The sequence below is a fragment of the Paenibacillus sp. J2R1T-4 genome, from assembly GCF_059692235.1.
Genome location: NZ_JCAUBA010000006.1, coordinates 115,225 through 138,853 on the forward strand (window position 1 = coordinate 115,225; position 23,629 = coordinate 138,853).

At 45.6% G+C, this 23,629-nt stretch carries 24 protein-coding genes; 6 read left to right on the forward strand and 18 right to left on the reverse strand.

What is annotated here, in order from left to right:
* Positions 1 to 146: 146 nt before the first annotated feature.
* The 6 genes from AC58QD_RS12620 to AC58QD_RS12645 form a co-directional block, all read right to left on the reverse strand.
* Complete coding sequence (locus AC58QD_RS12620) at positions 147 to 1,949, reverse strand: cache domain-containing sensor histidine kinase (RefSeq protein WP_497333643.1); 1,803 nt, start codon at positions 1,947 to 1,949, stop codon at positions 147 to 149.
* Positions 1,942 to 3,567: a response regulator gene (locus AC58QD_RS12625; protein WP_497333645.1), complete on the reverse strand. Its 1,626-nt coding sequence runs from the start codon at positions 3,565 to 3,567 to the stop codon at positions 1,942 to 1,944. Before AC58QD_RS12625 ends, AC58QD_RS12620 begins: the two co-directional genes overlap by 8 nt.
* A gap of 235 nt (positions 3,568 to 3,802) precedes the next feature.
* The gene (locus tag AC58QD_RS12630) at positions 3,803 to 4,060 is read right to left on the reverse strand and encodes a late competence development ComFB family protein (protein WP_497333647.1); all 258 of its coding nucleotides are present in this window, start codon (positions 4,058 to 4,060) and stop codon (positions 3,803 to 3,805) included.
* Between the two features lie 23 nt (positions 4,061 to 4,083).
* Positions 4,084 to 4,479 carry a DUF3397 domain-containing protein gene (locus AC58QD_RS12635; RefSeq protein WP_497333649.1) on the reverse strand — a complete coding sequence of 132 codons (396 nt, stop codon included), beginning with the start codon at positions 4,477 to 4,479 and terminating at the stop codon, positions 4,084 to 4,086.
* Between the two features lie 49 nt (positions 4,480 to 4,528).
* A complete protein-coding gene (locus AC58QD_RS12640; RefSeq protein WP_497333651.1) occupies positions 4,529 to 5,497 on the reverse strand; it encodes a ketopantoate reductase family protein in 969 nt (322 codons plus the stop codon).
* A gap of 206 nt (positions 5,498 to 5,703) precedes the next feature.
* Positions 5,704 to 6,357 carry an RsfA family transcriptional regulator gene (locus tag AC58QD_RS12645; protein ID WP_497333653.1) on the reverse strand — a complete coding sequence of 218 codons (654 nt, stop codon included), beginning with the start codon at positions 6,355 to 6,357 and terminating at the stop codon, positions 5,704 to 5,706.
* A gap of 250 nt (positions 6,358 to 6,607) precedes the next feature.
* Here AC58QD_RS12645 and AC58QD_RS12650 point away from each other — a divergent pair, with 250 nt between their 5' ends.
* Positions 6,608 to 6,838 (forward strand): DUF2626 domain-containing protein, encoded by a 231-nt coding sequence (locus AC58QD_RS12650; RefSeq protein ID WP_497333655.1) that lies wholly within the window; start codon positions 6,608 to 6,610, stop codon positions 6,836 to 6,838.
* 83 nt (positions 6,839 to 6,921) lie between these two features.
* On the opposite strand, the gene AC58QD_RS12655 is transcribed toward AC58QD_RS12650, so the two are convergent.
* Entirely contained in the window at positions 6,922 to 8,031 is a 1,110-nt protein-coding gene (locus AC58QD_RS12655) for a class I SAM-dependent methyltransferase (RefSeq protein WP_497333657.1), read from the reverse strand.
* A gap of 85 nt (positions 8,032 to 8,116) precedes the next feature.
* On the opposite strand from AC58QD_RS12655, the gene AC58QD_RS12660 reads away from it, so the two are divergent.
* Together AC58QD_RS12660 and AC58QD_RS12665 are read left to right on the forward strand one after the other, a co-directional pair.
* Positions 8,117 to 9,052, forward strand: coding sequence for a hypothetical protein (locus tag AC58QD_RS12660; RefSeq protein ID WP_497333659.1), 936 nt, complete (start codon positions 8,117 to 8,119; stop codon positions 9,050 to 9,052).
* Positions 9,053 to 9,121: 69 nt separating this feature from the next.
* Positions 9,122 to 10,207: a hypothetical protein gene (locus AC58QD_RS12665; protein ID WP_497333661.1), complete on the forward strand. Its 1,086-nt coding sequence runs from the start codon at positions 9,122 to 9,124 to the stop codon at positions 10,205 to 10,207.
* 1 nt (position 10,208) lies between these two features.
* On the opposite strand, the gene AC58QD_RS12670 is transcribed toward AC58QD_RS12665, so the two are convergent.
* Positions 10,209 to 11,630: an extracellular solute-binding protein gene (locus tag AC58QD_RS12670; RefSeq protein WP_497333663.1), complete on the reverse strand. Its 1,422-nt coding sequence runs from the start codon at positions 11,628 to 11,630 to the stop codon at positions 10,209 to 10,211.
* A 142-nt stretch (positions 11,631 to 11,772) separates the two neighbouring features.
* Here AC58QD_RS12670 and AC58QD_RS12675 point away from each other — a divergent pair, with 142 nt between their 5' ends.
* The gene (locus AC58QD_RS12675) at positions 11,773 to 12,264 is read left to right on the forward strand and encodes a hypothetical protein (protein WP_497333665.1); all 492 of its coding nucleotides are present in this window, start codon (positions 11,773 to 11,775) and stop codon (positions 12,262 to 12,264) included.
* 5 nt (positions 12,265 to 12,269) lie between these two features.
* On the opposite strand, the gene AC58QD_RS12680 is transcribed toward AC58QD_RS12675, so the two are convergent.
* Positions 12,270 to 13,190, reverse strand: a complete 921-nt coding sequence (locus tag AC58QD_RS12680) for a dienelactone hydrolase family protein (RefSeq protein WP_497333667.1) — start codon at positions 13,188 to 13,190, stop codon at positions 12,270 to 12,272.
* A gap of 92 nt (positions 13,191 to 13,282) precedes the next feature.
* The gene (locus AC58QD_RS12685) at positions 13,283 to 14,152 is read right to left on the reverse strand and encodes an AraC family transcriptional regulator (protein ID WP_497333669.1); all 870 of its coding nucleotides are present in this window, start codon (positions 14,150 to 14,152) and stop codon (positions 13,283 to 13,285) included.
* A gap of 157 nt (positions 14,153 to 14,309) precedes the next feature.
* Here AC58QD_RS12685 and AC58QD_RS12690 point away from each other — a divergent pair, with 157 nt between their 5' ends.
* Positions 14,310 to 15,608, forward strand: coding sequence for an alpha-glucosidase/alpha-galactosidase (locus AC58QD_RS12690; protein ID WP_497333671.1), 1,299 nt, complete (start codon positions 14,310 to 14,312; stop codon positions 15,606 to 15,608).
* Between the two features lie 65 nt (positions 15,609 to 15,673).
* Here the strand turns inward: AC58QD_RS12690 and AC58QD_RS12695 are convergent, their stop codons facing one another.
* Complete coding sequence (locus AC58QD_RS12695) at positions 15,674 to 16,948, reverse strand: AGE family epimerase/isomerase (RefSeq protein WP_497333673.1); 1,275 nt, start codon at positions 16,946 to 16,948, stop codon at positions 15,674 to 15,676.
* A gap of 32 nt (positions 16,949 to 16,980) precedes the next feature.
* Entirely contained in the window at positions 16,981 to 18,312 is a 1,332-nt protein-coding gene (locus AC58QD_RS12700; RefSeq protein ID WP_497333675.1) for a PhoH family protein, read from the reverse strand.
* 103 nt (positions 18,313 to 18,415) lie between these two features.
* On the opposite strand from AC58QD_RS12700, the gene AC58QD_RS12705 reads away from it, so the two are divergent.
* Positions 18,416 to 18,985: a YhcN/YlaJ family sporulation lipoprotein gene (locus tag AC58QD_RS12705; RefSeq protein ID WP_497333677.1), complete on the forward strand. Its 570-nt coding sequence runs from the start codon at positions 18,416 to 18,418 to the stop codon at positions 18,983 to 18,985.
* A gap of 41 nt (positions 18,986 to 19,026) precedes the next feature.
* Here AC58QD_RS12705 and AC58QD_RS12710 read toward each other — a convergent pair whose 3' ends face one another.
* The 6 genes from AC58QD_RS12710 to typA all read right to left on the reverse strand — a co-directional run bounded on the left by AC58QD_RS12710 (position 19,027) and on the right by typA (position 23,622).
* Positions 19,027 to 19,479 (reverse strand): pyridoxamine 5'-phosphate oxidase family protein, encoded by a 453-nt coding sequence (locus tag AC58QD_RS12710; protein WP_497333679.1) that lies wholly within the window; start codon positions 19,477 to 19,479, stop codon positions 19,027 to 19,029.
* Between the two features lie 136 nt (positions 19,480 to 19,615).
* On the reverse strand, positions 19,616 to 20,614 hold the full coding sequence (locus tag AC58QD_RS12715) for an LCP family protein (protein WP_497333681.1): 999 nt from the start codon (positions 20,612 to 20,614) through the stop codon (positions 19,616 to 19,618).
* 16 nt (positions 20,615 to 20,630) lie between these two features.
* Entirely contained in the window at positions 20,631 to 20,906 is a 276-nt protein-coding gene (locus AC58QD_RS12720) for a hypothetical protein (protein ID WP_497333683.1), read from the reverse strand.
* Entirely contained in the window at positions 20,903 to 21,361 is a 459-nt protein-coding gene (locus tag AC58QD_RS12725; RefSeq protein ID WP_497333685.1) for a hypothetical protein, read from the reverse strand. The genes AC58QD_RS12720 and AC58QD_RS12725 overlap by 4 nt, the downstream gene beginning before the upstream one ends.
* Before the next feature lie 63 nt (positions 21,362 to 21,424).
* Positions 21,425 to 21,694 (reverse strand): YlaH-like family protein, encoded by a 270-nt coding sequence (locus AC58QD_RS12730; protein ID WP_497333687.1) that lies wholly within the window; start codon positions 21,692 to 21,694, stop codon positions 21,425 to 21,427.
* Between the two features lie 86 nt (positions 21,695 to 21,780).
* Positions 21,781 to 23,622, reverse strand: coding sequence for a translational GTPase TypA (gene typA / locus AC58QD_RS12735; RefSeq protein WP_497333689.1), 1,842 nt, complete (start codon positions 23,620 to 23,622; stop codon positions 21,781 to 21,783).
* Between the last annotated feature and the right edge of the window lie 7 nt (positions 23,623 to 23,629).

Consider the following 23,629-nt stretch of genomic DNA (forward strand, 5'->3'; position numbering starts at 1 on the left):
CAAATCTCCTTTGCTCTGTTTACATCATTATATCGCAACAAGGTTCAAGCCTTATATCTAACAAAGTTGTTCTTTACTGTGAGGAAATTAAACAGATGCAACTAAAAAAGCATCTGAGTGGAGTCAGATGCTCTTGCATATACCATTCACATGTCCACACCTTTTGGATCCTCCGTCAACATCGGATGGCTTACTTCGATAACAGCGCCCGGCCCTGCCTTGTCTTGAATGTGGAGACCATACCTGTCTCCGAAGTATATCACCAATCTTTCGTGAACGTTACGAAGGCCGACTCCCTTCCGTTCGTTCGATTCGACAGGATCCTGTGATAACAAGTGGGTCCGGATGTGACTCGGAATGCCTGGACCATTATCACGGATCTCGAATCGGAGCATCGACTGCTCCATTTTGCCTGTTATTACGATCTTGAGTGAATCTCCCTCTCCAAGATAAGGCAAGCCGTGTACAATCGAATTTTCCACCAAAGGCTGGAATAATAACCGCAGACAAGGAAGCTTCAAGATATCGTCATCGATCAGATAAGCGACACGAATCGATACATCATTGCGCGCGATCTGTAAATTCACATAGGATCGTATATGTTCCATTTCCCGTGCGACTGTTGACAATTCCCTGCCGTCATTCAAGCTGAGACGAAGCAAATTCCCGAGAGATCTAACCATATCGCTTATATCGTCTGCTTGCCGACTTTCTGCCTTCCAGCGAATAACTTCAAGTGTATTGTACAAAAAATGAGGGTTTATTTGATGCGTAAGCACTTGGAACTCCAACTCTTTTCGATCCTTGGCTGCCTTCTCAGAGTTTTGAACCAACTGTTCGATTCGCTTGACCATGTTATCAAAACCTCGGTACAACCACCCAATCTCGTCCAGACGGCGAACCTGCGGCCAGCTTGATGAGAAATCCCCCTGCTCCACTTGACGCATGGACTTCACCAGTCGGAGAATCGGGTTAGTAAACCGAACCGTCAAGTACGCAATCGTAAGCACGGATAATAGAAAGTAAAAGAAAAGAAAGAGATAGCTTATCCTTTCAATCTCTGTAACCGGCTGAGTCAAAACGGATAACGGTTGCATGCTTATCAGTTTCCAATCATTATTTGGGATTTTGGTGTATGTCACCATATATTCACTGCCATCTATCTCTATCTTTTTCGAATCGTGGTCGCTATTATTCAATAATTGTGTCAACTCGATAGGGGCAACTTGGGTTCCTATCAATGATTGATCGTGGTGATACAAGATCACCTTGTTTTCGTCGATGAGCATGACCTGCTGCTGATCCAGCATCTTCACTGGAGCCAAATAGTCGCCTAGCGTACTCACTTTAATATCAGCAGAGACAAAACCAAGTGTCTGTGATTTTCCCAAACTGTACAACCGTTTGATCTTCGAGAAGATCGGCTCTTTATAGAGAACCGGGTTGTCATTGGGCAAGAATAGCTGCCAGAAAGGCGAAGCCATTTCCTTCGCTTGTTGGAACCACTTCTCCTTCTCAATGTCAATTCCTTGATAAATCGAATAGGTGAAGGTTGGATACCTCGAAGGCTCGATCGGAAAAATCCGAATGGAATACGCATAGGGATTGCTGCTCAGGGAAAAGGTCATTTGGTTCAACTCGGCCGCAATCTCCATTTCTTCCAGTGTAGTATTGGGCTCGGCACTTAACAAATTTTGCATTTCCGCGGAGGACATAATTTCGTTCTGGGCTGCATCGACCAAATTCAAAAAATTGTCCAAGTTTTTAGCATTCTTGTTGATCATCTCCAAGGACACGATGGAGCTGACGTTTTCGATCGCTTGCACAGATTTTTGGTAGGCAAAGTAGCCTATAAACAAAAATGGCAGCACAATGACAACAAAAAAAAGGAGAATGACTTGATGCCGGATCGAGAATCCGCTCAGGCTCAGCAGACGATGTTTACTCAAACTGATTCCCCCGATTGTTACGATACTCTTGCGGAGTGCAGCTGAATTTTTTCTTGAACAGTCTGGAGAAATGGACCGGATCCTGATAACCGACCAAGAAACTGACCTGATACACCTTATGATTCAAGTCCATCAAAAGCTCGGCAGCTTTATTGAGCCGGATTTCTGTCAAATATTCCAAATAGTTCATACCTGATTCTTTCTTGAACAGCTTGCTCAGCCATACGGGCGTCACATGAACATGGTCCGCTACCATCTGTAACGTCAGATTTTCATTGAACCTCTGCTGAATGAAACACTGTGCTTCGTATACGATTTGGCTGAGTGAACCGAATTGACCCTTCATGCTTTCCGCTGCTTGCAGCAGTTGAACGGTTATCTGTTGCTGGAGCGACTCGAGCGTATCGAAACGTTCCAGGTGTTCCCAAATTGCGATCGGATTTTTCTCCCAGGATGATTCTTTCCAGCCCATCTTCTGAGCAGTCCGGAACACTTCTAACAACCATTCGAACGTGTATTGCTGCAGGTCCTTCGGGTGGTGGATATTCCATGACTTGACCAATATCGGGTAGTTGTCCATCGCCTCGCAAATATCCGTTGCCGTTCCGTATTTCAACTGTTCCATCAATTCTTTGGTACTAGCCAAGTTGATCCCGCCGGTGCCGCTAAATTCGCCTTCTTCGCTTCCAGGCCTGTTTCCATGCACTTTCAAATAAACTAATGATTCAACTGCTTGTTGATGCATATCGTACAATCGGCCCAGTATCCCCGTCTCTTGAGATATTCCGATTTGGATGTGAATCTTTGTGTTGTTCTTAACATGCTCGCAGACAGCTGCAGAAAACGCCTCCAGTTTAGTGAAGGAATCAAAGACTGGGCCGCTAGCGAATAAGGCGATCCAATTGTCTTGTTTAGACCGGAAAAGAACGTAGTGATCCACATGGTATTCATTGAACATATGCTCCAGTATATTGCCAACGGCGAACAAAATAAGTTCTTTTTCTCCCGGAGGTTTCTTTTCTGTTAGCGCTTTCAGGTCATCGATCCCAATTACGATCAAATGGAGTTGTACCGATATCAACCAGTCCAGCTTTAATTGGCCTAGTTTGTTCTCAATACGCAATCCTAAACCTTCGTGGTGCGGTTTCTCGATCAATTCCTGCAGGGTCTCTTCTCTCATTTTGGGCAGCGCCTGCTCAAAATTTTGTCTAAACAAGTTCTGATTTTGTTCTTGCCTGTCCAGCTCCCTCATCCGATGCAAGGAAACTGCAACTGCCCTGGACAGTTCCTCTTTATTGATTGGTTTAAGCAAATAGTCAGATACGCCCAACTTGAAGGCCTCTTTGGCAAAATGGAAATCATCATATCCACTAATTACAATAATGCTCCCTGCAAATCCGTTACGGAAAAGCTCCTCAACCAATTGCAAACCGCTCATTCGAGGCATTCGAATATCAGTGACAATCAAATCGGGGCTGCGGAGCAAGGCAAGTGCAAGGGCCGTATCCCCGTCATCTGCATGATACACTTCATCAATCCCCCAATCGGCCCAAGGGATCTGAGTTACAAGACCATTGCGGATTTCTTTCTCATCATCAACTACTAGGACTTGTACCATAGTGCCCCATCTCCTGTCACGTATCATGCAAATATAATTTTGGAATTGCCATCGAGAATCCGACTTTTCATATTTTTGACATATCAATGTGATCTTATCATAAGGGAAACAAATAAGCTCTAGGAAGGAAATAAACTATTATAGGATATAATTAGCCAAAGCAAAAAACCGCAGTCCTTCACCTTAAGGTAAAAGCTGCAGTAGTTATGTACGGTATTTTATAAGTAAAGCTGCTTTATTCTGTCGTCGTTACCCGTTCAATCGCTAGTGTCAGTTCCCTATACACATCCGTCTCCACCTGTAAGCGAAGCTGTGTCTTGGCAAATACTTCTCCGCGAGAGGTTGATACATACTTGGCCGGCAGCTTGTTCAGTGTAATTGCCATCACATCATCGAACTTTTTATCGTCTAATACGGCTAGCTTAGGTTGGTGTTGAATCAAGTCTTTCAGGCAGTTTCTTACGATTTCTTCCATCATATTGTGAAGCGTCATCCCACCATGCCCCCTTCAATCCTTTATACATCTCTCATGGCCTGAATAAACCCAATTATTAGAAAAATGAAATAGACCGTGCTCAACAGAAAAAAACCTAATCGCCATATTACCTTGATGATTTTGATATGATTGATTGCCCCGCGTAACCTGTATTGATAATTGCCAATTAATCCATATCCAATCAGAAAAAATAACAAGATCATAAAAAAACCGAAGTTGTTATGAAAGATATTCGTGTACATGACCGATACAGAACCAATTAGCAGAAAAGTAGTAACATCCATCGCTATTTTGGTTGCTTTCTTACTTTCTCTAGTCCTAAGGTAGAAAACAATCCATAGGACGAAAAACCATAAAAAAGGTACAAATGCAGTAAAAGCGTATACATGAATCCAAATATTAGCAAAAGCTCTCACAGCATTATCACCGCTCCGTATGCCAGGATAATGGCGTCTTCCCGATCCCTTACCGCTTCTCCAACGCTTTTACAAGTCGATATATGGCTTCGTTTGTAGGCACAGAGATCGATTGCGCATGAGCCTCATGTATAAGTGCACCATTAACCCATTCTATCTCCGTGATTCTTCCTGCGGTTAGATCCTGAAGCATTGATGAGGTGTTATTTGCCGTCTTCCGGCAAACCTCAAGCAATTGTTCCCATACATCGTCTTGGATTCGAATCTGAAGAGAGTCTGCTATTTGAACCCCCTCCTCATACAAGGCGCGCATAAGAGGGATTAATGGTTCCGACTCTACAAGCTCTCCATTACGAAACTGCAGAATAGCGGTTAGCGGGTTAATGACGGCATTTATTAGCAATTTGTTCCAAGCTACCTCCCTCATGTTGTTCGACAACAAGGACTCGAATCCTGCTTTATTCAACATTTTGGCTAGTTTTTTTTGCGAAGATCGGATCGCTCTGCTGTGCTCTCCTTCTTCCAATTCCTGTGCACTGCCTAATCTTGTTATCCCGTGTCCCGTGTGCTCGATCTTCGCAGGACCGGTCCTGCGTGCTCCTTCAGTCGTCACTGCTAGATCTAGTAAATGCATAGGAACATAAGGTGCCAATCGTTCGACATGACCTACCCCGTTCTGGAAGCACAACAATCTGCTTCCTCTGCTGCACCAGTCACCGATTTGCTGTAACAAGGCGTCTGTCAGGTGCTGCTGCTTCACGGTCAACAATATCCAATCCGGTTTCTGGCTAATCCATGTGTCAGGATTGCTAACTAATCTGGAGTATGAAATTGTATTTGAGGGTACGGCCTTGAATTCTTGTCCATCCTTCACTTCTATCAGGGTTATTGCATGTTGTGTAATCGACTCCGCTTGTTCATCCGTATGGGTAATCAGAGTGAGCTTATAGCCAGCGAGAGTTAGCTTGGCCGTTAACAGCATCCCAATGGATCCTCCGCCTACGCACCATATGTCCATCTTTTCGCGCCTCATTTCGAATAAAACTTTCCAACAATCATAGCATAGATGCCCCACAAAGTGATGTGAAACCTACGAAGCTTAATCCGATGACTTTGCGGGGACCCCGACACTCACACCCCACAAAGTGACGTGAAACCTGCCCCAACCTAGTGAAAAAAAATAAGATCCGCAGGCATCAGAAGAAGCCAGGGATCTTATTGTTGTTATCCATCTATCCGTTCCAAATTACCATTGGCGTCCATCTTGAATCTGGATTTCTGCTCATCCTCTTCTTCTACGAGAAAGGCAAGCTTTCTAGCACGGTCCATAATTTGGATAAGCGCTTTGTAATCGTCATTGACTACTCGATAATCAGTTTGCACCATGTTCATTTCCCGATTTAGCTTATCTTTCTCGCGGCGGAGTATACTAAGCTCTTCATCCTTTTCTCGAAGCTCCTTCTCGATGGACTTGATATGCCTAGTCATATCTTGGTAGGTTCCTTTCCACTGACGCAAGAATCGAATAACGGCATCAATGGAAATCGATTCTTCACTCAAGCCTTCACTTTTGTAAGTGCTCAGGGAATCGGCCTGGTCCAAGGTAGCAATTGCTGCAACAGATGCGCTTCCAGCATGTTTTTTATATTGGCTGCGTTTTTGACGTTGCGCTTTGGCAATCGAGATAGCCGCATCATACTTTTTACGCACACAGCTATTCCAGCGAAACCCGCATGCTGCAGACGTTCTCCCAATCTTGTCTCCTACTTCTTCGAATGCAGCCAGTTGCGTGCTGCCTTCCCGTATATGGCGTAAGGTCACCTCAGCCAATATTAGATCGTCTTCTTCACTCCAGGCATCTTGTCGTATTGCCGTCATGCCTACAACCTCCCAACAAACTTTAAAGTAGCCACTTTTTAATCTTTATGCCCATAATAGAGTTCATAGAATCTATTTGATACTATTTGGTATTACCATTTTTTTAGACACTCATACATGATTGTGGACATTTTGGGAAGACTAAAGAAAAAGTTTGGTAAATCGTCACGCTTCACAGTTTACACTTATAGCCCGTAACGGTATAATGACAGTAGAAAATTGACCGTTTCGACAGAGAGGGGGATTCATCGTGGCACGCATGTTCCGGGTTTTGGGCTTCTGGACTCTTGCAATTGGTCTGATGGCTTTGGCTGGAGATATGAAAGAAATGGCGTTATTATTCTTCTTTCAGACTACTGCATTCGTCATCTTAGGGTATATGAATTTGTCCGAACGCGCCTACATATTGATTTTCTGGGGGTACTTGGTCCTTTCTTTTACAGGATTTACGTACTGGTCGTTCTTCAAAATGTCGGTGTAGCTTTCGATGCGAAATCAAGAAAAGGTGAACGTTATGGCTGGTTGTTAACAGCCTATCGTTCACCTTTTATTATTTATGCATTATTATTTTCTTTGGATTAACACTTTGAACAACTCACTCATCTGATCGCTTAGAAGCAGCTGACGGATAGCCCTGTTGTTGCGGGCCGCGGATCCGAATGGATCGGAGCCGTCATGCGACACCAGAAGCTCCAGAATACCATTAGAAACCAGGAATTGCCTCTGCGTCTCCAACTCCCAATTCTGCAAGCCCGCCTGAAGCCCAGAATGAATACAAGAAGAAAAATTCACATGTGCTGTTATATCTTGCTCACCGACGTTTATATAAGGATTATCATGAGCTTGATGTTTCTTATAACACATCAGTGTACCGTTCATGCGGTGAGGTCCGTACAGCTCCTCCCTTACATCACCATAATCTATCGTAACTAAGGCGCCCGGGTTCAGCCGTTCAGCCATTTTTCGAATCCATCGGTCGGCTTCAAGATTAATTTCGAAATGTTGGCGTTCCCTTGTTGGCAGCTGTTCTTGCTCAATGAAGTTCAGCAGTTCGGGTTCCAGCCGTTCATCGTACTGCTCCTGAAACTGTTCTCTCTTGCTGTCCCAGTTTACAAATATTTGCTCGAACCGACCTTGATAATAGCGAATTCGGTGGACGGGAAACGCATCCAACAATTCGTTCGAGCATACGATAGTAGGAACCGATTGGTGATGGGCAAGCCATTGCTCCGGCTCTTGAAAACGCACTTGCGGATGAAGAAGAAGGGCTTCTTGCTGCAAGGAGCGATGGAAGGAGCTGCGATCAACGATTGTATACTGGAGCTTTTCATATAATGAAAGGTCTGTTACCTTAAGATGATCTAGAATATGTAAGGATAATCGGCCAGTCCCGCCTCCCCATTCAACAATTTGCCAGTTTCCTTGATCCCATCCCTCTTCCCGGAGGAGTCGAATAAAAGTCTTCGCTAACATTTTCCCCATGAAGGAGCCTAGGGATGAACTAGTATAAAAGTCGCCTTCTTTGCCAATTTTGATTCGATCTGTATTGTAGTAACCATGCTCAGGGTCGTACAGACAAACGGCCATGAAATCATGAAATGTAATGCGTTTATCCGAGCTTCTCTCCATTAAGTCTATTAGGGTGGACATCACCCCGCTGATCATTTTTGTCATCTGCATTCCACTTCCGTTTATAGTATGTTAGACACATTTTCTTTTGCTGAGATATTTAACCATCCTATGATAGGGAGTTGTCTGAATGAAACCGCTAACGAAGCGTTTGACTGCTGTTGTCGTCGCTGGATGGAGTACACTTTTACTCGTAACTGGCTGTTCTGACAATGTTAAGATCAAAGAGGAAGTGCTAGAAGCTCTACATAAGCAGGCTGACATTTATAGCTATACATTCGCAGGGCGATCGGAACTGAAGCTGGATGATACACTCCCTCTCTCCGATTCGAATCCATTAACCGCTTCTCTTCTTCATTCCCTGACGAATAGCAATATGGAATGGTCCGGTGCAGTTAGCCTTAATCCACTCCGGATGGAATCCAAGCTCATGCTTACACCAACTGGGGGGAAGGTTATACCCGAAATTCCCGTTATCCTTAACAATAACAAATTGTATATGCAGATTCCACTGCTCAACCCGAACAATGAGTATATCTCTGTAGATTTGTCTGCCGCTGCCTCCGGCTTGGCTCTATCCTCGCAAACCTATGCAAGATGGATTGAAGGGTGGCTTACGAGTATCGAGGCTAAATGGTTCAAGCGTATGGAGGAGACCGTGGACGACAATTATCCTCACTGGGCTTCCATTGCGATTACAGAAAGCAACGCCAAGGTTCTATCCGCTTTGTTGCAAAGCAAGCTGTTGGAATGGGGCGATGAGTTGCTCAAGCAGAAGCTGATTACGAAGTCCCAAGCGGATGGGTTCAAGAATAAATGGAGTCATACAACCCTTGCTTTGCAAGCCCCTGGGTACATTCGAACCTCCGTGCGGAAGGATGGATTTCTGGAGGAACTGCAGGCCGATATTCATTTTGTGCTTTTAGAAAACGGGAAAACATCTCACGAACAAATCGTCAAGTTTAATAATAAGTGGGGACAAATCAATCAAGTACCTTCTTTCACACAAGAGGTTCCGGCTGACGCGTTACCTATTGATGAAATACTCAAAAGCTTTATGAAATAACACTCATATTGTTGTCATGAATCCACGTTCCCTTCGATACATTAAGTACGGAAAGGGCGTGGACAAAGTATGATTCAATTCTTTCGCCGGATGGGCACCGTCTTTTTGATCAGTTGTGTATTAGTGCTTGGAGGTGGGTACGCTCACGCAGAGACCGAGAAGGATCTCGGGCAAGCCGGACTTTTATTAGAAAAGGGACTTAGCCTATACGAGCTGGATCGCGAAATCATGAAGCTGCAAGAGAAAGAAGGAGAAGTGTCCCAGCAAATTAAGAGTGCGGAGCAAAGTCTTATCGAGATCAACCAGCGCATACAAGATCAGAGCAAAAGGGTAAAGCAATTGCTGCAAGCCTCTTACACAGGAGATCGTGTTCCGTTATGGTCTATGGTACTGTCGGCAAAAACATGGAAAGACGCCTTATATGTATTCGAGCAAATGCAGATCGTAACCGAACGTGACCGCGCAACGCTTGAGCGTTATGTTCAAGTATTCCGAGCAAAAACGGAACTGAATGATAGGCTCGAGCAATCCAGAAAAGACTTTCAAACCATTCGATCCCGTTACGAAGATCAGCGAAGACAAATCCTTGCACTTCAGGACGAAGTCGCCCGTAAGCTTGCTTCCTTACCTAACAAGGATAGTGTGACCCAGCAAATGCTGGAGTTAAACAAGAGCTGGGAGACCAAGGGACGGCCGTTGTTCAAGCAATATTTTGCTGAACTTGCCAGAACTATGCAGAAGCTCCCTGACCTAATAGCCGCAACTCCTAATGCTTTAACTATGAAGGGCTTTACTTATACTTTCCAGATTCGGGATAGTGAATTGAATGCGTTCATTCATGCACAGAGCTCAGCTCTTCAGCAGCTAAACTTCTCATTTGAGGATGGAATTATTACAGCCATTGGGAAACAAGGGGAGTTGACCTTAAAAATAAAAGGCGTTTATGAGCTTGAATTAAAGCCCAAAAACGCCATTCGATTTCACTTGAGTGAGATAACATATAACGGGATAAAGCTCCCGGAGTCCACTGCGCAGTCGTTCGCGAAAGAACATGATCTAAGCTTTTACCCAAGCAAGATCGCTTCATTTCTACAAGCCTCAGAGCTGAAGGTCAAAGATCGAACCTTGACGGTCACATTAAAATTAGGGCTCTAGCTTAATTCTTAGGGGCCGAGCTTGGTACAGGTGCTGCTGATGGGAGTTGATTGGATGAACCTGCCGCAGCAGTGTTAGATGCTGCTCCCGAGACGGCTCCGCCTCCCCACTGCAGTTCTATTTGCTCAGAGAACATCTTCCAACTGATCTCGCCTTTCCTCAATCGGTCCAAGCCGGTCTCTAATTGCTGCAGCTGTCTATTGTATACCGGACTTTTCACTGTTGCTTCATCTTTGTCAAGAAAAGCAGCTACACTTTGTACAGATGTGTCATTCTTGATTCCGCCTACAAGATAACTGTTCGTTGTGGAAGGAAGCTTGTAGCCTTCAATCCAGAATTTCAAATTAGAGGCCGTATTGGTCAGATCTTTAATCCATTCAAAAGCTTCCTGAGGAAAATCCGAGCGGGAGGAGATCGAGAAGCTGCGCCCGTTTAACCAAGAGCTCTTCCAGATCGCTTCACCCTTAGGAAAAGGCAAACCAGTCATGATGAGACCTTCTCTGTCTTTGCCATATAGCTTATATTCCGACAGGGTCGTTAGCATCCCAGACATGCGGCCCTGCTGGAGTAGATCCCATGGCTTCCATGTAGGAGTGGATATAGAAGGAAATGACTTAACGAGCCACTTTGTATCCTCCTTCCCGGTATCCCGAGGGGCTGCAAGCAACGCGTCAAACGCCTTGGTCACGGCTGGCTCTGTCAATTTCAACGGGGCTGTCTTCCCTTGAGCCTTGGCCCCGCCAAGTGACTTGGCAAGTGACAAGAATGCGACCGGGTCTTCAAAATCTATGTATATGCCGTATTTGCCTTCATCCGGCTTGGAAGAGCTGGTATGCAGCGATATTAACTCCTCAGCCTGTGCAGGCGGCTTTTCAAATCCATGCTCTGCCAACCTCTTCGCACTGTAGACCATTAAATAAGTATCTACATCCTTTGGCACACCCCACGTATACCCGTTCCATTTCACTTGACTGACCGCCTGCTCCATCTGCAGAGCAATGAGTTCGCTTGTCAGGAACGAGTCGACCGGCAACAAGTAACCAAGCGCAGCAAATTCAGTCACCCAATTGTTATCGAGCAGCATAATGTCGGGGGCCTCACCAAGCTGGGATGCTTTTTTCCACTTCGTGTATGCCTCATTTTGATTAGGAATATTTTCAAGATTTATGGATAGGTCAGTATGAATAGATTGGTGCTGTTGCCGAAGCTGCTTAAGAACGGCGAATTCTTTTTCATCCATAGAGACTTGTACCGTAATTTCTTTTACGCCGGGTCGTAGCTCCGGTATCGGTTCATCAGAATTACGGCCTTGTGCTGGATCTGCTACTAGAATACGGTTATTGAAAACGTTACCAGTTAAGAATAGCACAATAACGGATACACACAGGATTGAGGCAATCATCAGCCATCGTCTGTCGCGCAATTCGGTTCGCACTCCTTTGGCCTAGCTAGTTCTAAAGTCTTAAATAACATTTCTATGATATATGAAAATTGTGCATTCGTGAACTATAATTTATAGTAGAACCAAATAAATTCGCGTACGCGAAAAAATAGTGGAGGTCCAGATGCACAAAATCGCCATTGAAATGCAATTACCAGAAGGAAAAAGACCAGGCTACTATTCACAGGTTGTGAAAGCATTGGCCGATGTCCCTCTATTCGATAGGGATAAAGAAACGTTAATCGTGTCCGATGAATCCGGGCGAGAAGCAGTTGCCCAGCTCATGCAGCATTATAAATTTGAGTATGAAGAATTGGACTTGCTCCTGCTTCCGGATGATGCAGTGACTTATGCTGCATACGATGACTACGGCTTCGAGAGCCGCAGTGGGAATCGCTATTTATACCAACACCTAATAAGCTTGTTCCAATTCAGTCGCGCAGATGAGCACAAAGAACTAGAACAAGCTCTATTACAGATGGAAGAACATCTTATTGCACAATTTGAGGGCAACGATGCAGAATGTTATGCCGTCGACCAGACGTTCAAGCCCCTAATGGAAGGCATCGCAAAAGCATACCGCTGCAGCTTGATATGGTTGGATTCCATAGAATAAGGCGGTTATAACCATTTTCTTAGAAAAGCCATTGCTTCCTCACGCATTGCGGCTGTCTCTTCATGGCCGACATCATAACGACTCATATGCCAGGCTTCAGCTGCCTCTTGCTTCTCATATACACTACGCAGGGCCTTGTCTATCCGATCTAACCCGTCCGTCGGGGTTAGCTTATCTAGATTGCCAGCCAGGCTCAGGTGAGGTCTCGGGGCGATTAAAGACTGAATGTCAGAGGCTGTGAAATGGGTTAACAGATCAGGAACATAATAGTATATGCCATGACCGTCCAACCCCTCGCTCTCGATCAGAGCTTGATAATCAGTCATGCAGCATAGATCAACGGTCACCTTCACTCTTGGATCAAGTGCTGCTAACCAGCAAGCGTGAGTGCTTCCCATTGACATACCAAGTGTACCGATTCTTGAAGAGTCCACATCTGGACGGCTGACCGCATAATCCAGAGCCCGCAAGCTGTCGTAGACCATCATCCCGAGCATAGAGCGGCCGTGCCACAGCATTTCTTTGAAGACGGAGGATTCTGAACGCCCGCTGCGTTCTCCGAATATCCAGCTATCAATGGCTAACACGGAATACCCGGCATCCGTCAAAGTTTCTCCGTAATAAGGCTCTAGCAAATAAGGAGCCCCTGCGAACAACTCCTCCTTTCCTACCGAGTAGCGACCTCCATGGGAGTGATGATAAATAATTAGAGGCGCCTTCTCAGCTTGTTGATTCTTACTGCGCAAGAAGTATGCGGGAACGCGCTCGATTCCGTTCAAATCCAGATATAAGTGCTCTACTAGACAAGTGGGCCGCTCTTCAACCGCCACTAGTTCTTCATGTATCGGTTTCGTCCGATCAGGTAATCTTCCTAGTAATTGATAAAGCTGCTCTCTTCTGCTTGCATTCTCTTGGGCCTCTAGCATGAGTATTCCTCCTTAAGCATTTGTGAAACAAATGCACTTCGTAAGCATAAACTTAGCATTTTGTGAATTAAATGCACTTCGTAAGATAGGCCTTAATTGCAATCGTTATAGTCGGGCACCCGAGTATGGACATTATTGCGATAATCACTTGGAGTACAGCCATGCCACTTCTTAAATTGCTTGGAGAAATATAAAGAGTCCGGATATCCAACAGAAGATGCTACCTGCTCGATCGTCAACTCCTCTAGTAAAAGGAGCTTGGCGCGATCCATTCGAATTTTGAGCAAGAAATGCATGGGAGACACTCCCGTATATTGTTTGAAAATTTTCGATAAATGTGTTCTATGGTACCCGAGTGAGTGCGCAATCTCCTGAATAGAGATGGGCTGAGCATACTGCAGCGTCAACCAACGTATTGTGCGTTCCACCTGCTCCTCAATTGGATTATGGGTTGTTTTACCTGCGGTTACCGGTGTTTGTCCTTCCTTTACATAACCCGCGAGTGTCATTCGCATCAACCCACCGCTTTCCAGATCACAGCTCGCATCCGCTTTGCCCAACACGGTATGCAGCCTGCGGAATAGAGCCGCTGTTCGTCGAGAATTGACTGGATTGACAACCGGATGATACTGGGATATACCGAGCCCGCTCAACAGCTGATCTGCGATCGTCCCTTTAAAAGCAATCCAGCTGTAGCTCCAAGGGTCTTCCTTATCGGATTCATAGCGAATCAGTTCCCCTGGAAATATAACAAAGCTCTGACCTGCTCGAATGTCATATTGGCTGCCCATGCACTGGAAAGTCCCCTTACCGCTCAGCACATGGTGAATCAGGTAATAGTCACGCACCTGCGGTCCTACTTGATGGGATGGAGCCGTCTGCTCATGACCTGCGAACAGAACAACAAGCTCTCCTTTACCTGGAAAGGGGTGGATGGCTACGTTATATGTTGGTGAACTCACGATTAAGTCGGTCCCTTCATTCGTAATATGTACAGGTCTATCGTATCAAAAAAACTACATTTGTCCATATCCTCATCGCATTATTCCATAGTTTCACCTAATCAACTACGAGTATAGTAGAAAGCGAAAGAACTAAATATAGGGAGTGAATGACCTTATGTCTAAAATAACGTTTCTAGGCGCCGGCAGCTCAGTTTTTGCTAAAAATGTGTTAGGCGATTGCATGATGACACCTGCCCTGCAACATTTCGAAATTGCTCTGTTCGATATTGATCCAGTAAGACTCAGCGATTCCGAGCAGATGCTTCTTAATTTAAAAGCAACATCTGGGAGTACTTGCAGCATCAAATCTTATAGTGATCGAAAAGAAGCCCTGCGCGGGGCCAAGTTTGTTGTAAATGCAATCCAAGTCGGCGGCTACGATCCTTGTACGATTACAGACTTCGAAATCCCGAAGAAATTCGGTCTTCGCCAGACGATTGCCGATACGATTGGAATAGGCGGGATTTTCCGTAACCTGCGTACGATTCCAGTAGTTCTTGATTTCGCTCGCGATATTCAAGAAGTGTGTCCTGATGCTTTATTCCTCAACTATACGAACCCTATGGCCGTTCTAACGAATGTTCTCAACACGGATGGCGGAGTCAAGACGGTCGGTCTTTGTCACAGTGTTCAAGTATGTGTCCCTCATCTGTTCAAAAACTTGGATATTGATACAACCGGCGTAATAGCTAAAATTGCTGGTATTAATCACATGGCATGGCTGTTAGAAGTCACCAAGGATGGTGTCGATCTATATCCAGAAATCAAACGACGCGCAATCGAGAAACAGAAAGAAAAGCATAAAGATATGGTGCGTCTCGAGCTAATGCTGAAATTCGGCTATTATGTGACCGAGTCTTCCGAGCATAATGCTGAATACCACCCTTACTTCATCAAACGGAACTATCCAGAATTGATCGAGCGCTTCAATATCCCATTGGATGAATATCCTCGCCGTTGTATTAATCAGATCGAGAGATGGAAAACGATGCGCGAAGAGATTGTGAACAATCGTGAGCTGGAACACCAAAGATCGCATGAATATGCCTCTCGAATTATGGAAGCGATTGAAACGAACGTGCCTTTCAAAATCGGAGGCAATGTCATGAACACAGGCCTCATTACGAATCTTCCAAAGGAAGCCTGTGTGGAAGTTCCTTGCTTCGTTGATTCTAATGGTGTTACACCTACTTACGTAGGAGATTTGCCGCCGCAGCTGGCTGCCCTGAATCGCACAAACATCAATACGCAATTACTTACGATAGAAGCGGCCCGCACATTAAAGAAAGAACATATTTATCATGCAGCCTTGTTGGATCCGCATACAGCAGCCGAATTGTCGATGGATGATATCGTGGCTATGTGTGATGCGATGATCGAAGCTCATGGAGATTGGCTTCCGAAGTTCAAGTAAGACTAATCAAACAACCCTGCAAGCGCGTATAAGCGCTCTGCAGGGTTGTTTGGCGTCTATAGTACTTATTCCTTCTCCTCGGTGCTGAGCAGCTCTACAATGAGCAGGAGATTGCGGAGGATGTGGTAAGGATCCTTTACTGGCAGAGCGACCACCTTCGTTAACGGTTCCCCTGCCCGATCACGGATCTGAATCCATTCACCTATTGCACGATCCGGATGCGGGAACGTCGCAAAAGTATAGGCATGTGTCTTCTCATACAACGTTGTTAGTTCCTGATCACCAGTAATCTCATAGGCGAGCAATAATGTATATAACGCTTCGGAATGAGGCCACCAAAGCTTCGTCTCCGGTGTCTCAATAATATTGCGCTCGAAGCTATTACCACCTAGTTCACGCCCTTGCGGAGAACCTCCGTCGCGATCAACATAATGCAATAAGCCTCCATATTTGTCATCCCAGCCTAGCTCGAACGCTTTCTTGGTCACATGCACCGCTTTCTCAATCGCAGTCATGTTGCCAACCCGCTTAGCTTCGGTCATGACGAACCACATGCACTCAATCGTATGCCCAGGATTGAGGTGGCGGGCCATTACGGTATCTGCCAGATGTTCATCAACCGCAATGAGCTCTGATACTGTATGATCCGGTTGCGCGAATACCGTCAAAATGCGATTCAGATAAGCTTCTGTATGTCCGCGTACCTCTTGTTCTCTCGGATGTTGTAACGCGGCTAACGCCTCTGCCAGCTCCTGAGAGACATTCAACATAATCATGGAGAAGCTGTGCGCTTCCAGGCCTGGCACAGTCGGATACGGCTCGCTGCGCTGCGTGCCGGAAGCCAATCGGTTCCGGATCGAATCGTATAGCTGCAATGCCCACTCCAAGGAGTCCGCATCCATGCTGACGCGAGCGTATTCCCCGCAGCCCAGCACTACGAAACAATCAGCGAAGAAGCTAGTATCGTATCCCATTCCAGTGATGGGCTCCTTAGGCGTTCCGTCCTCAGAGAGCAGGAATGCGCAATTGCCGTTATCTAACAAGGCATGGTTGCGTAAGAACTGAACCGCCTGCCCCGCCTGTCGCAGATAAACATCTGCGTCTCCATCCAGCAAACCTCTCTTGCAGCATTCTGCAAGCCTGGCCCACAGCCATACGTAACGTCCTTGGGACCAAGTGTATTTGTCACGGCTGACTTGTGTACTTCCATCATTCGAATAACAGGTGAAAATGCCGCCATGCTGTTCATCAACCGCTTTTTGCCAGAATGGCAACAATTGATGATGAATGTGATGTTTGTAAAAGTGTAATAGCTCTGTTCGGTTGTGTGTCGACAGCATGTACTTGAATCCCCCATTGTGTGCTTGTTTGATTACAACAAATCTGCGGCCAATTGCGCCAAGTGGGAGCGCTCTCCCCGTTCCAGATTGATATGTCCGCTTAATCCCTGGCTCTTGAAGCGTTCCACCACATAGGTAAGTCCGTTGCTCGAAGAGTCCAGATAAGGATGATCGATCTGCTCTGGGTCCCCCACTAATACAATTTTACTGCCTTCTCCAACTCGAGAGACAATTGTCTTCACCTCATGCTTCGATAAGTTCTGCGCCTCATCAATAATGATGAATTGCCCTGGAATAGAGCGGCCGCGAATATAGGTGAGCGCTTCAACCTGAATGCTGCCCATCCCAGCTAATATTTTCTCGATATCTCCTGGTTTCTTTGTATCGAACAAGAACTCCAGATTATCATAGATGGGCTGCATCCAAGGACGAAGCTTCTCATCTTTCTCACCAGGCAAGTAGCCGATATCTTTGCCCATGGGGACAACTGGCCTAGCGATTAATAATTTCTTATATTTATGTTCGTCTTCAATCTTCATAAGTCCTGCTGCCAGCGTTAGCAGAGTTTTCCCAGTGCCGGCCTTACCTGTCAAGGTTACTAATGGAATGTCATCGTTAAGCAGCAGCTCGAGCGCCATCCTTTGTTGAACGTTACGCGCCCCGATTCCCCAGATTGGTTCGTTACTTAGGTACAACGGTTCTAGCTTCTTAACATCACTATTCACTTTGAGCAAGGCTGACTTCGAGGTCCCAAGCTCATCCTTCAGAATAATGAATTCATGCGGATGCAAGGCATAGGGAAGATTTAAGCTGGATACGGGTAAAAATCTGGCATTATAAAAGTTGTCTATGATGCCTGGATGCACATGAATGGTCAAGTACCCCGGATACATATCATTCAAGGATACAATGCGATCGGTTAAATAATCTTCCGCATTAAGGCCAAGCACATCCGCTTTTATTCTGACAAGAGTATCTTTGCTGACAAGCGTCACCGGCCTTGGATTCTCTTTGCTTTGCTCCTCCTGATGGTAATTAAGCGCAACCGCCAATATACGGTTGTCGTTCGTAATCTCACCGAATACCTCCTGCATTCTCATGAAGCTGCGATGATTCAGCTCTACTTTTACACTGCCCCCCTGGTCTAGCTCAATTCCGTCATGCAGCCGCCCTTTTTCCCTTAATCCATCCATCAAACGGGACACATACCGAGCGTTGCGGCCAATTTCGTCCGCATTCCGTTTCTTTGTATCAATCTCTTCCAACACAATCGCAGGGATGATGACCTCGTTATCCTCAAAGGCAAAAATGGCATTTGGATCTTGGAGCAGCACATTCGTGTCCAATACATAGATTTTTCTCATTTGAGTTTCCTCCCTGGCCTGGTGTCTGCAATCGTACATATTTGCTTATGAAGCGGACAAACTAACGGTGACGAATAAGGAAAAGACAGGAGAGCGATCAGCGATGCGATATTGGATTATCATGGTGCTGTTGTTGTCTGTACTCACAGGCTGCGGGAACAACAACAAACAATCAACTCCCTCAGAGGATTGGGCGAACAATGCTCCAGATAACAGAACAGGGCAAGTTAAAGTTCAACAAACCGTTCCAGAGAAGCCGCCTATTACGAATAAACGAGAAGTTAGGGAGCGCTTGGAGGCTCTTGCAGCCAGTGTTCCTCAGGTGCAAGACGTCAAATGCGTCGTGCTGGGAAACACAGCCATCGTAGGTATTACAGTAGATCCTAAGCTCGATCGGTCCAGGGTGGATGTGATCAAATATTCGGTGGCAGAAGCGCTGCGGAAGGATCCATACGGCGTTCACGCCTTCGTAACAGCAGACTTAGGTCTGAATGGACGTATTGCTGAGATGCGCGAAGACATTAATCGCGGTCGACCCATTGCAGGTTTTGCAGAAGAAGTAGCGGATATTCTCGGAAGGATCGTTCCTCAGATCCCCAAAGACATTACTCCGCAAAATAATACACCTGCAGAATCGGAAGACCGTCAGAAGCTGAACAACAAAGAGATGTAGGACAACCCTTATAAAGACACAAAAAGCCTAGTCCACTGGATCTAGGCTTTTTTCATGGCGTCAAACACTTGTCCGTCTAACTTATCGGCAGCGCGTTTGTCGTATGTTTTCTCATATTCAGGTTGTACGGATATGCGTGAACCATAAAACATTACATCACGAACCGCTTCGATGTCCAAATCCAAGCAAGTCAGCTTGAACGGAACACCTTCAAGGGCGTCAATTACAACATGAACCCTTCCGGAGATCGCATAGATTGATCCTCCAGCAAACACAGATATCGATACCAGCGGATTGTTCTTCACATTCGTTACAATGCGGGAACGTTGATCCACTGCAAACCGAATCTTTCCGTCGGATACAGCATGTACCCACGAAATGGCATTCTGGCTTGGCACCCCTGTCTCTGCATCGATCGTGCTGAGCAGTGCCAGCTTCTCTTCACTGAAATGGTTCATTAATTGCTCCGACAAAGCGGTAACCGGTTCGGCCATACATTCATCCTCCTGATAGTCATGACGGAGTATAAGCAACGAATTGCTTAGTTCCATTATACCACATCGAGCGGTCCAGCAACCATAGACCGCCACTTTCCTTTACTCTCACTGGATAACTAGCCCAGTAACGAGATCACTGACGTTCGGAAAGTGTTAATTTCAGAGCGGTCTGCGCAGCTTTAATATCTTCATTCTTCAAGATGATGTATGGGCTCTGCCAATCACCTTCGAGATGAATATAATTTATCTTATCGCGATCGATCCCGATATATGTCCCAATAAACGTTTTGATTTGGGCGCTAGGAATATCTGTCTTCATATTGTTGCCCATCGCCTCAATCACCTGACCCAGCTTGAGAACACCCTCTATGGATTTCAGACTTCCAATCATCTTGTCAATAACTTGCTGCTGGCGCTCATTGCGCACCATATCGTTAGATTCTGCCGTGCCGCAGTTAGACTTGCGGTAACGCACAAAATCTAATGTTTTCTCTCCATTAAGCTCCTGGACACCTTTTTTAAGCTTAATATTCGTTCCATCCGCATGATCGGTGTAACACATATCCATATCAACATCAATCGTAAGACCGCCTAGCTTGTCTATGACCTGCTCGAATCCTTTGAAGTCGATCTTCGATACATAATCAATTTTTATATTAAGAAACCGACCAAACAAATCTTTCGTTTTTGCATCTGCCGTCTTCTTATCCGCTGCCATGAAATTTGCATAAAACGCATTAGCTTTGTTCGTTTTTACACCAGACAGCTTAATCTGGGTATCTCTCGGGATGGAAAGTACAGTTGCGGATTTCGTCTCCGGATTCAGGGAAGCAACCATGATTACATCTGTATTCAAGCTTCCCGTCTCTGCACGTGTGTCTGTACCAAGCAGGAGAACGGTGAGCGGCTTCTTCTTAGCTGATTGCTCTGGGATAACAGGAGTATCGGTGCCGACACTTTCAATGGCATTGTTGATTTGTATATATAAGTACCCTGCATAACTAAGACCCGCTAATAAAACAATCGAGAACAAAGTAAGAAATGTTTTCAACAGCCATCTTGATTTCCGATTTGATTTTCTTGAAGTTTTTCTTGGAGTAAGTGTTGTTGATTCAGATTGTGCAGGGGGCATGTGAGTTCCCCTTCCCTTATTCATTATATTTGGGGTTCGAACTTATTTCCTGCAGCAGTTGCTCCGCAAGTTCACGGTCGAATCGTTCTTGTGCTGCAGCTCCGTCTAATTCATAACGAACAGTAATGCTTGTACTATCCATACTGTCAACCATAAAATTAGTTATCCGGTGATCATCCCGCAGGATTTCCTCGAAGAACCTCAATGTCTCTTCAGCAGCCCCGTCATCCGGGCGCTCCTCAGAAACAATTTTCATCTGTAACCAATTGTAGAGTGCGTCTCTTTGCTTCATATCAACTGATCCTCCTGAATGAGTATGACGTGTTTTCCTTGACGCATCCAGCCTTGCATCGCACGAAGCCATATTTGTTGCTCAGCTGACTTTAATGGACCCATTGCATCAATCAGCTGGCTAGCTTCAGCCTGCGGCAGGAGCCGCGCGATGAACGCATTTGCACATGAAGAAAGCGCGAGGGAGGGCGTATCAAAGCGGATCTCCTTGTTCTCAGCCAATGAAAAAGGAACCTTCCCCATTCCACAACGCTCCGCTTTGTCAGCGAAAAGATCGGATTCGGTCGGTTCCCCGAGCAGCACATTTGCCTTGAACATCATTAACAACCGGGGATGAATCCGTCTTAGCTCGCTGCGAAAAGAATCCAGCTCCGCACTCGGAAAACACGGAATTCGTCCAGCTCCTAATACGAATGGCTCCAGACCATTTATTGGACACAACCACATCATGTTCATGGATTCCCACCCCGCCCTCTCAACAACATGTCCGACACCCGGCGAGCAGGAAAGGAAAGTAGATTACTTCTTTTGTCTGCTTTCTACCCAATAACGGATCCGAACCATAAACATCAGTGCTACTGCTACACCTAGACAAAGTACGATAGGCAGCTCCAAGTCAACTTGGAACAACAGTAGAATGAATGCTCCTACTCCCATCATTATGTATACAATGGCTGCTTTCAGTACTGGGAGTTTACGCGTGCGGAAAACCTTATTATAAATGTATACGAGAAATACGTAGATAATCAAATAAGTGACCCACAAATGTTCGGCTAGCCAGTTCTGCATAGATCATCGGCCTCCCTGCCAATAGGGCCGCAAAAGGCCGATCAGCATCGGCCTATGCGACTTTTCTCTATATGTTGTTACATGAATTATACGTTCGCTTCTGCTACTTTACGGTTCTTCTCGGCACGTTCACGCTCACTCTTGTTGAGAATTTTTTTGCGTAGACGAATCGATTTTGGAGTCACTTCGCAAAACTCATCATCATTCAAGTATTCAAGCGCTTGTTCCAAGGAATAAGAACGAGGTGTTTTAATCTTAACAGTGTCGTCTTTACTCGAAGCACGCATGTTCGTAAGCGGCTTTTCTTTACAGATGTTAACTACGATGTCATTGTCACGCGTGTGCTCGCCAACGACCATCCCTTCGTATACTTCTGTACCAGGACTGATAAACAAAATGCCGCGGTCTTCAATCGACAATATACCGTATGCTCGTGCAGTACCGGTCTCCATGGATACAAGTACACCTGTGTGACGACCTCCAACTCCGGCTCCCGCATAAGGACCGTAGCTATCAAAAGCATGGTTCATTACTCCATAGCCGCGTGTCAATGTAAGGAAATAGGTGCTGTAACCAATCAGCCCGCGCGCAGGAATAAGGAACTCTAGACGAACTTGACCTGTTCCGTTATTCGTCATATTGAGCATTTCAGCTTTGCGCGTACCGAGACTCTCCATAACAGCGCCCATGCTATCTTCTGGAATGTCGATCAGAAGACGCTCAAGCGGCTCAGACTTCACGCCGTCAATATCTTTAATAATGACCTCAGGCTTAGACACTTGCAACTCAAAGCCTTCACGTCTCATGTTCTCGATTAAAATACCTAGGTGCAATTCACCCCGACCGGATACGATGAATGCATCTGGACTGTCTGTCTCTTCCACACGTAAGCTTACATCCGTCTCGATTTCCTTGAAAAGACGTTCACGAAGTTTACGGGATGTAACCCATTTGCCTTCTTTTCCTGCGAACGGACTGTTATTGACCAGGAAAGTCATTTGGAGCGTTGGCTCATCAATCTTCAATACTGGAAGAGCTTCCGGATTCGACGGATCGGCAATGGTCTCACCGATATTAATTTCCTTAATACCTGCAATTGCAATGATGTCTCCTGCACCCGCTTCTTCAATCTCCACACGCTTCAAGCCTTGGAAACCGAATAGTTTCTCGATGCGTCCTTGCTTAGTTGCGCCTTCACGAGTCATTACGGCTACTGTCTGACCTTGACGGATAATACCTCGATTCACACGGCCGATACCGATCCGACCCAGATATTCATTGTAGTCCATTAAAGTTACCAGAAATTGAAGCGGCTGCTCAGCATCTTCTGTAGGATGAGGAATATGGCTGACAATCATTTGGTAGAGAGCTTCCATGTTCTCATCTTGTTGTTCAGGGTCATTGCTTGCCGTACCATTAAGAGCAGAAGCATATACGACAGGGAAATCTAATTGCTCATCATTCGCCCCCAGTTCGATAAATAGCTCTAACACTTCATCAACTACTTCAGCAGGACGTGCATTCGGTCTGTCAATCTTGTTCAATACAACAATCGGAGTCAAGTTCTGCTCCAATGCTTTTCTTAGCACGAACTTAGTTTGCGGCATACAGCCTTCGAAAGCATCTACAACTAGCAAGACGCCGTCAACCATCTTCATAATACGTTCAACTTCTCCACCGAAATCGGCGTGGCCCGGAGTATCCACGATGTTAATTAAATAATCTTTATAATTAATGGCCGTGTTTTTAGCGAGGATCGTAATCCCGCGCTCACGTTCCAAATCATTGGAATCCATTGCACGTTCTTGGATTTGTTCATTCTCCCGGTAAGTACCGGACTGTTGGAGCAATTTGTCTACTAATGTCGTTTTGCCATGGTCAACGTGCGCGATGATGGCGATGTTGCGAAGTTTATCTCTGGAATGCATAAATTCA

What these genes read in the sequence shown, in the direction of transcription:
- AC58QD_RS12625 (WP_497333645.1), bottom strand. Translation starts at nt 3,567, where the DNA reads ATGGTACAAGTCCTAGTAGTTGATGATGAGAAAGAAATCCGCAATGGT.
- AC58QD_RS12630 (WP_497333647.1), bottom strand. Translation starts at nt 4,060, where the DNA reads ATGACGCTTCACAATATGATGGAAGAAATCGTAAGAAACTGCCTGAAA.
- AC58QD_RS12640 (WP_497333651.1), bottom strand. Translation starts at nt 5,497, where the DNA reads ATGGACATATGGTGCGTAGGCGGAGGATCCATTGGGATGCTGTTAACG.
- AC58QD_RS12645 (WP_497333653.1), bottom strand. Translation starts at nt 6,357, where the DNA reads ATGACGGCAATACGACAAGATGCCTGGAGTGAAGAAGACGATCTAATA.
- AC58QD_RS12655 (WP_497333657.1), bottom strand. Translation starts at nt 8,031, where the DNA reads ATGACAAAAATGATCAGCGGGGTGATGTCCACCCTAATAGACTTAATG.
- AC58QD_RS12660 (WP_497333659.1), top strand. Translation starts at nt 8,117, where the DNA reads ATGAAACCGCTAACGAAGCGTTTGACTGCTGTTGTCGTCGCTGGATGG.
- AC58QD_RS12665 (WP_497333661.1), top strand. Translation starts at nt 9,122, where the DNA reads ATGATTCAATTCTTTCGCCGGATGGGCACCGTCTTTTTGATCAGTTGT.
- AC58QD_RS12675 (WP_497333665.1), top strand. Translation starts at nt 11,773, where the DNA reads ATGCACAAAATCGCCATTGAAATGCAATTACCAGAAGGAAAAAGACCA.
- AC58QD_RS12680 (WP_497333667.1), bottom strand. Translation starts at nt 13,190, where the DNA reads ATGCTAGAGGCCCAAGAGAATGCAAGCAGAAGAGAGCAGCTTTATCAA.
- AC58QD_RS12690 (WP_497333671.1), top strand. Translation starts at nt 14,310, where the DNA reads ATGTCTAAAATAACGTTTCTAGGCGCCGGCAGCTCAGTTTTTGCTAAA.
- AC58QD_RS12695 (WP_497333673.1), bottom strand. Translation starts at nt 16,948, where the DNA reads ATGCTGTCGACACACAACCGAACAGAGCTATTACACTTTTACAAACAT.
- AC58QD_RS12700 (WP_497333675.1), bottom strand. Translation starts at nt 18,312, where the DNA reads ATGAGAAAAATCTATGTATTGGACACGAATGTGCTGCTCCAAGATCCA.
- AC58QD_RS12705 (WP_497333677.1), top strand. Translation starts at nt 18,416, where the DNA reads ATGCGATATTGGATTATCATGGTGCTGTTGTTGTCTGTACTCACAGGC.
- AC58QD_RS12710 (WP_497333679.1), bottom strand. Translation starts at nt 19,479, where the DNA reads ATGGCCGAACCGGTTACCGCTTTGTCGGAGCAATTAATGAACCATTTC.
- AC58QD_RS12715 (WP_497333681.1), bottom strand. Translation starts at nt 20,614, where the DNA reads ATGCCCCCTGCACAATCTGAATCAACAACACTTACTCCAAGAAAAACT.
- AC58QD_RS12720 (WP_497333683.1), bottom strand. Translation starts at nt 20,906, where the DNA reads ATGAAGCAAAGAGACGCACTCTACAATTGGTTACAGATGAAAATTGTT.
- AC58QD_RS12725 (WP_497333685.1), bottom strand. Translation starts at nt 21,361, where the DNA reads ATGAACATGATGTGGTTGTGTCCAATAAATGGTCTGGAGCCATTCGTA.
- AC58QD_RS12730 (WP_497333687.1), bottom strand. Translation starts at nt 21,694, where the DNA reads ATGCAGAACTGGCTAGCCGAACATTTGTGGGTCACTTATTTGATTATC.
- typA (WP_497333689.1), bottom strand. Translation starts at nt 23,622, where the DNA reads ATGCATTCCAGAGATAAACTTCGCAACATCGCCATCATCGCGCACGTT.